The following is a 12998-nucleotide window of genomic DNA, read 5'->3' as shown; positions in this document are numbered from 1 at the left end:
TTCATTGTGATGACTAACCGAACTCAGGCGGTAACCGCCTGCTGCTGCGCCTGCAACACATCGCCGTAGTAGCGTTTAGCCACTTCCGGGTGAGAGCGCAGGCGCCCTTTCAGATAGTTCCAGCCCACTTCGCGCAACAGCGGGTTGTTGGGGTCACTGGCCGGCCCGCGGGCCAGTTTCGCCAATGCCGGCGACAGCGGAAACACCGGCACCACTGCATCCAGTTGCGCGCCGAGGAAAAAGGCCACCGACAACCGATCCTGACTGGCCGGCGGCGACACCACCCGGTGCACGGTGGCGCGCAGATAGCCGTCGGTCGCCAGTTCCAACAGTTCGCCGATATTGACCACGAACGAACCCGGCAGCGGGTGCGCCTCTACCCATTGACCCGGTTCAACCTCCACCTGTAAACCGGACTGTTGGTCCTGCAACAGCAGCGTCAGAAAGCCGGAATCCTTGTGCGCGCCAACGCCTTGCTGGCTGTCCGCCGTCGCCCGGCCGGGGTAGCGAATCAGCTTGATATGTTCGCTGGGTTTATCGCCGTACAGCGCATCAAACGCGGTTATCGGCAACCCCAGCACTTCAGCAAAAGCGCGCAGCAGGCGCAGCGAAATGCGGGTCAGGGTTTGCTGCCACTCCAGCAGTGCGATTTTCAGTTCCGGCAGCGACGCCGGCCATTGATTCGGCCCCTGCAACCGTCGCCAGGCGGGATCGCCGGATAACAGCCGCAGCGGCGGGCGCTCCGCCCCGATATCAAACTGCTCGCGCCAGTCCGGCTCGCTGCGGGTACGCTCCGCGCCAGCGAGGTTGTAACCGCGGAAATGGGGAGAGTGAATCATCGCCACCCGCTGTTTTTCCGCGTCCGGCAATGCAAAAAAAGCGCGCGACAACCGTTGAACGCGTTGTTGCAGTTCCGGGTCGACGCCGTGGTGGGTCAGGTAGAAGAAGCCGGTTTCACGCGCGGCGTGATTCAGGCGTTGCAGAAAACCGGCACGTTGCCGGGCATCGCCGTCAAGCTGGGAAAAGTCGAGTACAGGCAGGGAAACGGGTTGACTCATGGCGGACTCCATTAATGAAATTAACAAATGTCGAAATCTTCGGCATGGAGCAACCGCAACAACACAAACGGGACATGGTGATTCCTCTTGGTCGATAAATAGGAAACCGGTTGGCAAAACGGCCCCCAAATGACGCATTCAGACCGTGCAAGCCACGCTGTGTAGCGTGACATCACCTCGCTGATACGGCGAGCGTCCGGCGCCCTTAGCGGCGTCGCCTGCGCGGCCTGAGAGCCAGCGCGGGCAGGCTCCCGGCGTGTGTAAAGTATTAATCACCATTTCCCCCGGCAGGTAAAATATCAATAGCGGCAAAGGTAAGCCGGAAACCGGCAGAGCGGTCGGCATCGGTTTGCCGTGGTTTGCCGTAATTGGTAACAAATTTGTAAGCAGCTTTACCCGACAATCATGTATTAGCCCGGAGGAACGCAGTAGGATGGCGGCGAAGGGTGTGACAAAACAGCCGCAGGACCGGCCTGAACGGGCGGGTCCGCAATCCAATATCTCTTGAGGTAATCCTATGCAATCTGAAGAACAACGCCTTATTGATGGTCTGTTTAGCCGACTGAAAACAGCCGAGACCAACACGGGCCCTCGGGATCTCAAGGCAGAACAGCAAATCAATGACCACATTCGCCAGCAGCCGGCCGCGCCTTACTACATGGCGCAGGCGATGATTATTCAGGAAGCGGCGCTGAAACAGCTGGATCAGCGGGTGAAAGAACTGGAAGCCGAGGTCAACCGGCTGACGCAGGAAGCGGCTGCCCGTCCGCAGCAAAGCAGCGGCGGTTTTCTGTCCGGCCTGTTTGGCGGCGGCAACCGCAGCAGCGCGCCGCAGCCGTCGCAACCGGCTGGTTATGGTCAACCGGCCGGATACGGTCAACCGAGCCAGCCGATGGGATATACGCCGCCGGCGCCGGGTTACGGCCAGCCGGCACCGGGCTATGCGCAACCTGCGCCGTCCCGCGCGGGCGGTTTTCTGAGCGGCGCATTGCAGACCGCAGCCGGCGTGGCGGGCGGCGTGGTGCTGGCCGACATGCTGACCGGCATGTTCCACCGCTCGCAGCCGGAAGAGATCGTCAACATTATCAACGAAACCCCGATACTCAACGAGAATCCGCTGGGTAACGTCAGCGACAGCTTCCGGGATTTCGGCGCGAATAATCTGGACACGTTCAACGGCGCCGGCAACAACTTTTGGAACAGCAACGCCGGCGACGAACCGCAGAACAGCGACTACGACAATTACGCGGCTGATGATTCCTACGACGACGACGATTCCTACGTCTAATCCCCGCCCCTCCCGCGCCCGCGGGAGGGATGCTCTTCCCGCCCGAACGCACCGTTTGCGACATATAACAACCCGTAATATGGCCGCCCTATTGGTTATTTGTTGATGGGGGCGCCAGGCTGATAGCCTGTTCAGTCTGTCCGCCGCACAACATTGCCCTGAATGCCATGAACATCGACCTGCGTCAGTTACGCCACTTTATTGCGCTGATCGAGCACCGGAATTTCACTTCGGCGGCGCAGGCCATGAACATTTCACAGTCGGCGTTCAGCCGTAGCATCCAGTCGCTGGAACAGAGCGTGGGCGCGCGGCTGATTGACCGTCACCATAATCTGGAACCCACCAAGAAAGGGCTGCTGGTGCTGGAGCACGCCCGCCGCCTCACCCGCCACGCGCAAGATTTGATAAACGACATCGAGCAGTTCAGCGAAAAAGAGAGCGGCGAGGTGCATTTCGGCTGCGGCCCGGCGCCGGCGGCCTGGCTGATGCCGCAGGTGATCGGCGAGTTCTCCCGCCAGTATCCGCGGGTGCGGCTGGTGTTCCGGGTCGATAACTGGCAGGCGCTGGGGCAACGCCTGATGGCGGAAGAGTTTGTCTTTATCGTGGCCGATACCCGCCATTTCGAGCTGGACGCTCGCTATAACGTGCAGCCGCTGAGCCGGCACCGCTGGGGCTTCTGCTGTCGTCAGGGGCATCCGCTGGCCGCGTTTGATGAAATCAGCGTCGAGCAACTGTTCAGCTACCCGCTGGCGGCCACCGTGCGCCCGCCCAACCTGCGTCAGGCGCTGGTGCGGCTGAGCGGTCAACAGGATATCCGCACCGGCATTGAGTGCGAAAACGGCTACAGCCTGCTGGATGTGATCCGCCAGTCCGACGCCATCGGCACCACCAATCACCGTCACGGACCGCTGCAACAGCCGCCGGACGGCATCCACATGCTGAAAATCACCGGGCTGGATGACGACACCGACGAGTTCTACACCCATTACGGCATTGTCAGCCGCGCCGACTCCCGCCTGTCGTGGCTGTCGCAGCGGCTGATCGCCATGTTTTTGCAGGTGGATCAGGCGCCGCATCGCGCCAGCGCCTCTACAGCGGCGTAACGCTGAATTCGCTGATCGCCTGCCGTGAAAATACCGTCCGCAAGCCAAAATAGCCGCTGGCGGGCGGCTCGGCATAGTGGGCGCGAAAGTAAAGTTGGTTATCGATCAGGAAACGGGTTTCAGTGCGGTCCACCTCGATGGTCACCCGATAACGATGCCCGGCGCGCAACAGATGCGCTTCATCGGTGAATTCCCCCAGCAGTTGCCGCTCGCCGTGGCCGTTGTAGTAGCGAAAACGGGTGGTGCTGTTCCAGTTACCGCCCATGCCCACGTAATACAGCGCCAGATTATCGTATTCGCCCAACACGCCGTGGCGGGTGAACAACGAAGCGCGGGCGGGGTCCCGCGCCGCCCAAAATTGATTGAGATCGGAGAGCCGATCGTTCGGTTGCCCCTGTACCAGCACTTCGCGCAGATAGCTAATGCGATACCTGCCGGATAGCGGCTGGTCGAGCCATACCGTTAGCCCGGCGGCGGTATCCAGCGTCAAACTGTGTTCGTCAATGTCGATACGGGTGCGCGCCGGCTCTTCCTGCTCCACCCGCCAGCGCAGTGGCTTTCCGTCAGCGGAGTGCGCCCATTGCAGCGAGAACTGCCGGGCGTCTGATTCCCGATGAATACCTGATTCCCGCTGGGAGCCGCCTTCCGTGGCGGCGGTACACGCCTGACCGGCGTGACTTTCCATAACCGTGCTCTGTGCGCTATAGCCTGTGTCCGTCATTGATAATGTCCTGATGATGTCCTGTTGAAGCCCGCCTCGGCGGGCGTAATTATCTGGCGTTCGTCGTTATCGGGCCTGTCGCTGGCTGAAATACCGCTATCTGGGCGGCGCGTCTCCCGCCAGCGCCAGCATGGCGATGGCGGTCAGCCCCCACTGCGCCACCGCATTGGTGGACAGGTTGGTGTCGGCGGCGCTGCCGGAACGCTGATCGATCGACGAGTCGATCTCCGCTTCTTTCACCGGGTAGAGCACCGCAGGCGGCGTTATCAGCCGTACCCGCCGGTTGGGGTGGACAATGCCGCCCTCGCCGTCCAGAAACTCGCGCCAGGCGCGCCGGACCAGCGCCTTGTCGTGCTGACGCCAGCCGGCAAACGCGCTCAGCCGGGCATGGCCCTGCACCAGATTGCGTTTTTTCACCGGCTGGCCGACAAACTTGCTCAGCGCCGCCGGGTCGTTGTACAGGCGGCAATAGTCCAGCCAGGCGCGCTCGAACGCCGGGTCCGGCAATACCTGCAACAGTTCCGCGCACACCTCTGCCAGCCCGAACACCGCGCTCAGATGCGAAATAAACCGTTGATCGGCCGCGGCAGGCCGGAACACGCCGGTATCCGGGTCCATCTCCGCCAGCCCGGTGAAGAAGCCGTGCGGCTGGGCCGCAATCGACCGCATACTGTTAAGCAGACGATCGCGTATCGCCGCATCATGCCGCCGTTCCCAGGCGGTCAGCCAGGCCGCCGCCACCGCGCCCCAGTCGGTGCCGAAATAGAGGCTGACCAGACGCTCGTCGGCAGGCGGTGGCTGGCCGATCTTGCGGCCCGGCATCACCCGTTGCAGCGTGCGCAGCGCCTCCACCTGCTCATCCATCAGCTCGCCGATGCGTTCATCGGCGGTCAGGTAATACAGAAAACGCCGGTTCGCCACGGTGGAGATGCGCAGTTGCTTGGCGCTGTCGCCCCAGTGGCGCACGTTGTGGCGCGACCCAAGCGGCTGGAAGCGCCCGGCATGGTGTACGTCCACCTCGCCGGTGTGGCGGGTCATCGCTTCCGCCATGCGGAACACGTCCGCCCGCCCGCTACGCAGAAAGTAGTACCACAGCCACAGATCGGTGCTCAGCTCCGAGTTATCCCAGGCATAGCCTCCGACGTCATAACGCCAGACGTGGCGATCGCTATCGTAGGTGTGCATCACGTCGCCAAAATCCCAGAAGCCGTACCATTTCCGCTGTTCCACTTCCTGCTGATAGAAATCGAAATACCACGCCAGCTGTGCGTCCAGCGCCGGTGGCGGCTGATGCCCCGGCGCGGCTGGCGACCATACCGGGCCAAACGCGCCGGCGCGCTGTAAATCGGCGCCGTCGGCCACCAGCAGCGGCGGTTGCTGGTGACGGCGGGCCAGCGCCAGCAGCGTGTCGCTGTCCGGCATAGCGGGCAGCACATCGAGAAACAGTTCGCTGGTGCGGGCGACGCCTTCCGGGGTGGCGAACCCCGGTTCGTAATCCTCGTAGGTGATTTCCAGCGCCTCGCGCTGCTGTTCGAAACTCGCCTGCCCCATGCCGTCGTGATAGAAGCGCAGATCCATCGGTTCCGCATACGGCGACCACAGCCACAGCGTGATCGTGGCCAGATCGGTATGCGCGCGCTGAATCTCCAGACAGGCCGGGTAGCTCTGCCAGAAATGACGGATACCGAACGCCACCCCGCCGGCGTGCGACCCCAGATAGCCGCTGCCGGAGGCCCGCTGCCCGGTGGCGGACAGCAGCCAGCCCTGCCCGGCGGCGGTGCGTTTGTGGATCTGGTAGCCGTCGGGGTGATGCTGGGTCAGCCGGTAACTGCCAAACGCCGGAATGTAGTCCAGCCGCTTGCCCACCGCCGGGGGAAACTGCGCGACCGGCGGGGTGGCCTTTCCGGCCAGTTGCGCCGCGATAACCGCCTCGCCCGGATCGCGCCGCAAGCCGGTCAGGCCGCGCACCGCCTCCCGAAACAGCCCGCCCTGCGCCGAGGTGAACCGCACGTGGCGGTCGTGCAGTTCACCCTGCTGCGGCGCATCAAACGCCACCCCCAGCCCTTTGATGAAGGTCTGTTGCTCATCGCCGTCGTAAATAATGGTGTGCAGCAGGCGCAGCGACGCCGAACCGGCATAGAAATAGAGCCGCACCACAAACGGCAGACGGGTGACGCCATCCTGCCCGGCATGGCGATGCACACCGCGCAGGGCGATGACCGCACGCTGCGGCCCGTTCTGCTCCAGCGTGACGCGCGCGGCGTGCCCCTGAAACGTCTCCACCGTCAGTGGCCCGTCCGTCCCTTCGCCGGACTGGATCTGCAACACCAGCCGACCGTTGCCGAGCGCCAGCCTGCCGTCCTGCCACAGCTCACCGATCAACCGCTCGCCGTTTTTCGGCACCTGACAACGCAGTCGACCGGTATCCACCACCCAGTCCTGCGCCGTTTCGGTGACGAGGGCGGCGTCCGTTCCGGTAACCGGCGGCGCGGGCCGCAGCGACAGCCCGTGGCCGGGCGCGTGCCCGCCGCCGAGCGCATGGGCCGACCACTTCAGCGAGCCGTCCGGCCAGTAGGCCAGCGGCCAGCTCTGCAACACGCGATCCGTCTGGCCGTCTTCGCGCAGCACGAACCCGCTGTCGGCAGGCACCTGCCCTTGCGGCCAGGGCACGCCCCAGGTCACGCCGCCGAAGCTGGCGGGCGGTTGCCGCTCCAGCCAGTTCAGCCGTACCGTTGGCGTAGCGTCGGCAGCCGCGCCGCCGCCCGGTGCGCGCGCCGCCAGCGCCCGGTTCCACAGCGGCGCCGACAGCGCCAGCAGGGCGCCGTTACGGATGAAACGACGGCGCGAGGTATCATGCAGTGGCATCGGCGTATCCTTAGAAGTCATAACCCAGCGTGATCCCCAGCGTGCGCGGTTCGCCCAGTACGCCGTACGCCGACCCGTAATCGCCCGATCTGACGGTGCGGTAGTAAGTCTTATCCAGCGCGTTATTCAGCCACAGGGTGGCGCGCCAGGCGTGTCCGTCCTGTTTGCCGCTCACGCCGGTGGACAGGTTGAGCACGCCGTAAGCCGGAATGCGGGTAAAGTCGGAGTTGTCCACCGTGCCGTATGCCCAGCTGCGCCAGGCCCATCGTCCGGCCACAAACGCCTGCAGATTATTGAAGGCTTGCCACTCATAGCGGATGCGGGCGTTGTAGGTCAGCCTCGGCGAACTGAACACCCGCTCGCCGCTCAGGTCGCAGGAGGCGGGCGGGTTGGCCGCCAGCGTCACTTCCGGCGGGCATTTGGCGTTTTTGAAGTCCAGATAGCTGGCGTCCAGCAGGGTGCCGTTAAGGCTCACCGTCAACCCATCGACCGGGCGCAACGCCAGTTGCGACTCCACGCCGCGCGAGCGGAATTTACCGGCGTTCACCAGATAGCTACTCAGCGTTTCTTCGTCGTAGGCCGTGGTTTGGAACTCGCTGACCTCATTCCAGAACAGCGCGGTGTTCCATTCCACCCGGCGTTGCAGCCAGTGCGTTTTCACCCCCAGCTCCGCGGCGCGGGTTTTCTCCGGTTTGATATACAGGCTATCGATGCCCGCCTGCTTCGCCGCCCCGGAGGAGATGTTGAGGCCGCCGGCCTTTTCGCCGTAAGCCAGCGTCAGGTACGGCGTCACGTTGGGCGTGGCGTACCAGTTAAGGCTGACGGTGGCGGACGGCAGGTGATTACTCTGCGACAGATCGCCGGAGTCGAAATCGTTTTTGTTGATGCGGCGGAAGGTGCCGGTTTTCTTCTCGTAGGTTTCCCGCACGCCGGTGGTCAGGTCGAACCGGTCGCCCAGATGCCAGGTGCTGCGGGCGAAGGCTGAATACACCGTGTCTTCCAGCGAGCCGAAGCGTTGTACGAATTTGCCGGTGTTGCTGGTGTTGCCGTACCAGCGGGTGACGCGCGCATTATTGTAGTAACGGTCATGCGCGAAGGTATCCAGATTCTCGCCCCAGTAATCCACCCCGAACGAATAATCCGCCAGACCGCCTTTGGGCGAATCCACCCACAAGCGCTGCCCCCAGGTGCGGTCGCGGGCATCCGCGCCGCTGTCCTGATACAGCGGAATGCTCAGGCCGTCGGCGGTGCCCGGCAAAAAGCGAAAGTAACGCAGCGATGACAGCGAATTCAGGGTATAGCCGTTGCGCAGCCGCCAGTTGGCTTCCACCGAGCCGCCGCCCTGCGCGACGCGGTTTTTGGTTTCGTCGTCCAGCGCCACCTGACGGCCGTCCACCACCCGCGCCCCGACCGCCGCCGCGCGCGTCCGGAACTGATCCACGCCGCCGACCGGGTAGCTGTCCACCAGCGACATCACCGGGTAGCTGGTCGCCTCGCTGTAATCGCCGATGATACGCAGGCTAAAGCCGTCATCCGGCTGGTACAGCAACTGACCGCGCACGCCGTTGCTGTTGCTGCCGCCCAGTTGGTGGCCGTTTTGCACGTTGTAGACGTAGCCGCCCTTTTCGGTGTGCGACAGGTTGATGCGCCCGGCCCAGTTATCGCTAAGCGCGCCGGACGCCATCAGTTTGGACTGCACGTAGCCGCGCTGGCCGAACGACTGTTCCAGCGACACTTCCGGTTTGAACGTCGGCCTGCGGCTACGGATATCCACCGCGCCGCCGGTAGTGTTAAAGCCGTACAGCGTACCCTGCGGCCCCTTCAGCACGCTAACCGCATCGATATCCAGCAGGTCGTTGGACAACATACCGGGGCGGGACAGGTAGACCCCGTCCAGAAACAGACCGACGCTGCTCGGCATGCCGATGTTGATTTCGCTGCCGCCGCCGTCGCCGATGCCGCGAATGGTCACCCGGGTATCCAGCGCATCCGCCGCGGCGATATCCACGCCGGTGACCGCCTGTGACAGGTCTTCAAAGCGGTAGAGCCGATCCTGCTCCAGTACCTTCCCCTCCACCACCGACGCCAGGCTGGTTTGCTGCTGCGCCTGGCGGCGCTGCGCATTGACCTGTACCCGTTTGAGCCGCACTGCCTGGGCGGGGGCCGCCGTGGCTTCGGCACTGGTCGCGGCGTCCGGCGTCGCCACGGCATTTGCCATCGTCGTCGGCGTATCGGCCGCCTGCGCCATCCCCTGCATCGCCAGCACGCTGCCGATAACGACCGGGTATCGCCAGAACATCATTTTTTTATTGCGCATATCCACCCCAGTTTTTAAATAAAGCCGCCCTTGCCGCGCCAGCGCGACAATAAATAAGGCGGAGAGAAAAAATAATGAATGAAAAAAAATCAGCGCTGATGTTTTAAAAATGTGCTATCAAGCCATTCCTCCACCGCAAAGGATTTACGGATTAATTTCGCGTCATACGCCAGTGCAACGGACTGTTTGAGAATAGCGACAAAAGCGGGGTCCAGTTCCGGCGATAATAATTGGGATAACGGCGGCATACCGTCTAAATCTTCACGCAGCAATTTTTCCGGATAACCGGATTGCGCCGCCAGCAACTGAATATAATTATCCCGGTTGGCGGGCTGACCGGCCCACGCGGACGCTTCTTTCTGCACCTTGATAATACGCGTCAGCAGGTTCTGATTCTGACGGGCAAAATCGCCGGCGACCAGAATCAGCCCGGTCAGTTGGCCCGCGCCCTGCAAATCGCGGGTGGATACCGCGATATCCGCCAGCCCTTTATCGCGCAACGCCAGCGCGTTGCTGCCGCCCCAGGTGGCGTCAATCTGGCCGGCGGCCAGCGCGGCGCTGGCCGCGGCGAAGTCCAGATTAATGATTTTCATATCCGATTCGCTCAGCCCGCGGGAGTGCAGCGCGGTGACGAACGACAGTTCCGCCGCGGTGCCGCGAAACAGCCCCACCCGCTTGCCTTTCAGATCCTCCAGCCGGCGGATCGGCGAGCCGCGGGACACCGCCAGATAGTGGTTGACGCCGCGCGCCGCCGCGCCAATCACCGTCGAATCCAGACCGCGCGAACGGCCGATGATGCTGGCCAGATCGCCCAGATACGCCATGTCGATCTGATGATTGGCGAAGCCTTCGTTAATCACCGGTCCGGCGCCTTTGATAAACAGCCAGCGCACGCTAATGCCGTCGCGGGCGAACTCCCGCTCCAGCAGTTTCTGGCTGTAAATCAGATCCACCAGCCCGCCGCCGCTCGGTTGAGAACCGGCGCCGATATCCGATACCGCAATGCGGATCTCGGTGGCGCCGGCCGCCTGCGCTCCCGCGTGCCAGAACACCGTTAAGGCCAGCAGGCCGGACAGTAACCAGTGTTTTCCCGTTTGCTTCATGTTTCCCCCAGCGTGAAAAGTCATCAGCGGACCCTGTTGTTGTGTTTGCTTCGGCAACATTTAAAGGGTGGGAAATAAACTGGCTAATATAAAAATGTCATTTGTATTTTTATGAATTAACTAAAACAGGAAATACCGGCGTTGTCCGCCTCATGCAGCAAACGCAAAAAAACTATACCGATGATGCATTAGCCTTTTTTTCCCGCCGACGATTAGGGTAAATGCCATCTGAGCGGGGAAATAACATAAATAACGGCTGACGCTGCAGGAATTCCATTCAGGCTCAACCGATAAAAGACGGCATATTGATATAGAGATATGGCATTTGACATCAAAAGCAAATGATTAAAAATCGACAACGCCGTTATTTATTTTATGGCCCGGTATTTTTGCTAAAAACCGATCCACCAGGCGCTCAGCCACGCGAATATTCGCTACGCCGGCCTCATTGACGCGTAAAGCACATCATCGGCGAGTAACGCATACCGCCTGAACGGCCCAGACGGGTCAGGCTCTTATTCAGTTGAGGAGTAACGCCATCATGACTCATCCCCTGTACGCCGGGGCTGCCAGCGTCAACTGGCCGGACACATCAGGCAACGGCGCGGCCCCCCGACCGGCTAGCGCCCGCGCGATTGCGCCGGTCTGGCCGACGGCTTTGTCCGGGCGGCGTTCGGAAACGTGGCTCACCCTCACGCTGGCGCTGGCGTTGCACGCCGCGGTACTGGTGCCGCTGGCGCTGCATCCGTCGCCGACGCTGGTTCCGCCGCGCCCGCTGCCGGTAACCATCGAATTCGCCGCCGCGCCGGCCGAAGCGACGCCGGCTGACACAATACCGCCCGAAGCGATACCGACAAAAACAGCACCGTCGGAACCGACGCCAGCGACCGATAGCGCGCCGGTCGAACCGCCAGTGGATGAGCAGGCGCTGACGCCGCCACCGCCGCCACAACCAACGCGCGCCACTGAAACCGCGGCGCGGAAGACGCCAACACCGGTCAAACCTCTCGCTAAAAAACCGTCGCCGCCGCGCCAGCCGGCGACGCCTGCGCCGCAGAGCGCGCCCGTCAGTACCGCCACGGCGGCCCCTGCCGCGGCACCGGCGGCGGCTGCAACGGTGACGCCGCCTTCCGCCAGCGCGGCGTATCTGCGCAACCCGCCGCCCGCTTACCCGGATGTGGCGATCAACCGCGGCTGGGAAGGCACGGTGCTGCTTAATGTCCAGGTACGGCCGGACGGCAAGGTGCAAACCATTCGTCTACAACATTCCAGCGGCTACCCGGCGCTGGACGACGCCGCCCGCGAGGCGGTGCAGCACTGGTCGTTCGTACCGGCCCGCCGGGGCGACCAGCCGGAAAGCGGCTGGGTCGTGGTTCCTGTCGATTTCACCCTGAACTCATAGAGGCATCCATTATTATGACGCTCGAACACATCGCTCTGCTGTCCCCGGAAGGGGGCGTAATCCTGCTGTTGCTGTTTTTCTCGCTAGTCACCTGGTCCATCGGGCTGCTCAAGCTGGCGCAGTACGCCCGCCAACGGCGGCGTAATCAACAGTTCCGCCAGCTGTTCTGGCAACAGGAAAACATCGATACCGCGCTGCGCGATGTCGCCCATCCCGGCGCGCTGGCGAATCTGGCGCGCGCCACGCAACTGACGCTGGAACGGGTGAAAGACCGCATTACACCGGTCGCGCATCTGCAAGACCGGGTCGAGCGGGCGTTACAGCAGCAAATTCAGCGCGAGCGCCGCTCGCTGGAAACCGGCCTGGCACTGCTGGCCAGCATCGGCACCACGTCGCCGTTCATCGGCCTGTTCGGCACCGTGTGGGGCATCATGGCGGCCTTGCAGACCATTGGCCAGTCGGGCTCCGCCAGTCTGGACACCGTCGCCGGCCCCATCGGCAATGCGCTGATCGCCACCGGCATCGGCATCGCCGTCGCCGTGCCCGCCGTGCTGATTTACAACTATTTTCTGCGCCGACTGAAACTGGAAGTGGCCGACATGGACGACTTTGCCCATGACATTTACAGCGTGGCGCAGGCGCAGGAATTCCGCCTCGCCCCGGAACAACCGGCCGCGCCTTATGCGGTGCAGACGATCCGGGAGGTGGTGTAATCATGGCGTTTGCTTCCCGCGACAATGACGAGGTGATGAGCGAAATGAACATTACTCCGCTGGTGGACGTGATGCTGGTGCTGCTGGTGGTGTTTATCGTCACCGCGCCGATGCTGACCAACAGTATCCCGATTCGTCTGCCTAAAACGACGGCGGTGGCGCCGGCCGACTCGCCACGCCCGCTGGTGGTAAGCCTTGATGCATCGCAGCAGTTGTTTATCGACCAGGAAGCCCTGCCCCGCGAGGCGCTGACGGCGCGCCTGCAACAGGCCAAAGCCGCCAATCCGGAGCTGGTGGTGCAGGTGCAGGCGGAAGACGCCGCCAACTATGGCGCGGTGGCCGCGCTGCTGGCCGATCTGGAAAAAGCGGGCATCACTCGTTTGTCGCTGCTAACCCGTAAGTGACCACGGCGCGCCATCATAATGTCG

General features: G+C 62.8%; 10 protein-coding genes. 5 read left to right on the top strand and 5 right to left on the bottom strand.

All coding sequences use genetic code 11. The features are described 5' to 3' along the window. Nucleotides 1–23: 23 nt before the first annotated feature. Complete coding sequence (locus tag CVE23_RS08635) at nucleotides 24–1058, bottom strand: isopenicillin N synthase family dioxygenase (protein ID WP_100849328.1); 1035 nt, start codon at nucleotides 1056–1058, stop codon at nucleotides 24–26. A 517-nt stretch (nucleotides 1059–1575) separates the two neighbouring features. Here CVE23_RS08635 and CVE23_RS08630 point away from each other — a divergent pair. Both CVE23_RS08630 and CVE23_RS08625 read left to right on the top strand, forming a co-directional pair. Next, nucleotides 1576–2346, top strand: coding sequence for a DUF2076 domain-containing protein (locus CVE23_RS08630; RefSeq protein ID WP_100849327.1), 771 nt, complete (start codon nucleotides 1576–1578; stop codon nucleotides 2344–2346). 167 nt (nucleotides 2347–2513) lie between these two features. Then, nucleotides 2514–3449, top strand: a complete 936-nt coding sequence (locus tag CVE23_RS08625) for a LysR family transcriptional regulator (RefSeq protein ID WP_100849326.1) — start codon at nucleotides 2514–2516, stop codon at nucleotides 3447–3449. Here CVE23_RS08625 and CVE23_RS08620 read toward each other — a convergent pair. The 4 genes from CVE23_RS08620 to CVE23_RS08605 all read right to left on the bottom strand — a co-directional run bounded on the left by CVE23_RS08620 (nucleotide 3436) and on the right by CVE23_RS08605 (nucleotide 10455). Then, entirely contained in the window at nucleotides 3436–4170 is a 735-nt protein-coding gene (locus tag CVE23_RS08620; RefSeq protein ID WP_049842652.1) for a DUF6250 domain-containing protein, read from the bottom strand. The two genes, CVE23_RS08625 and CVE23_RS08620, sit on opposite strands and share 14 nt — an antisense overlap. A 96-nt stretch (nucleotides 4171–4266) precedes the next feature. After that, the gene (locus CVE23_RS08615) at nucleotides 4267–7035 is read right to left on the bottom strand and encodes an exo-rhamnogalacturonan lyase family protein (RefSeq protein ID WP_100849325.1); all 2769 of its coding nucleotides are present in this window, start codon (nucleotides 7033–7035) and stop codon (nucleotides 4267–4269) included. Nucleotides 7036–7045: 10 nt separating this feature from the next. Further along, entirely contained in the window at nucleotides 7046–9352 is a 2307-nt protein-coding gene (locus CVE23_RS08610) for a TonB-dependent receptor (RefSeq protein WP_100849324.1), read from the bottom strand. A gap of 89 nt (nucleotides 9353–9441) precedes the next feature. Continuing rightward, complete coding sequence (locus CVE23_RS08605; protein ID WP_100849323.1) at nucleotides 9442–10455, bottom strand: ABC transporter substrate-binding protein; 1014 nt, start codon at nucleotides 10453–10455, stop codon at nucleotides 9442–9444. 541 nt (nucleotides 10456–10996) lie between these two features. Here CVE23_RS08605 and CVE23_RS08600 point away from each other — a divergent pair. The 3 genes from CVE23_RS08600 to CVE23_RS08590 are packed head-to-tail and all read left to right on the top strand — an operon-like array spanning nucleotide 10997 to nucleotide 12974. Then, nucleotides 10997–11857 (top strand): energy transducer TonB, encoded by an 861-nt coding sequence (locus CVE23_RS08600; RefSeq protein ID WP_100849322.1) that lies wholly within the window; start codon nucleotides 10997–10999, stop codon nucleotides 11855–11857. Between the two features lie 14 nt (nucleotides 11858–11871). Continuing rightward, nucleotides 11872–12570 carry a MotA/TolQ/ExbB proton channel family protein gene (locus tag CVE23_RS08595; RefSeq protein WP_049855188.1) on the top strand — a complete coding sequence of 233 codons (699 nt, stop codon included), beginning with the start codon at nucleotides 11872–11874 and terminating at the stop codon, nucleotides 12568–12570. A gap of 2 nt (nucleotides 12571–12572) precedes the next feature. Next, nucleotides 12573–12974 carry an ExbD/TolR family protein gene (locus CVE23_RS08590; RefSeq protein WP_038918599.1) on the top strand — a complete coding sequence of 134 codons (402 nt, stop codon included), beginning with the start codon at nucleotides 12573–12575 and terminating at the stop codon, nucleotides 12972–12974. Nucleotides 12975–12998: the final 24 nt, after the last annotated feature.

It is taken from the genome of Dickeya fangzhongdai (assembly GCF_002812485.1).
Lineage (GTDB): Bacteria > Pseudomonadota > Gammaproteobacteria > Enterobacterales > Enterobacteriaceae > Dickeya > Dickeya fangzhongdai.
The sequence above is the reverse complement of the archived record's forward strand: the minus strand, read 5'-3'. Positions and strand labels throughout refer to the sequence as shown.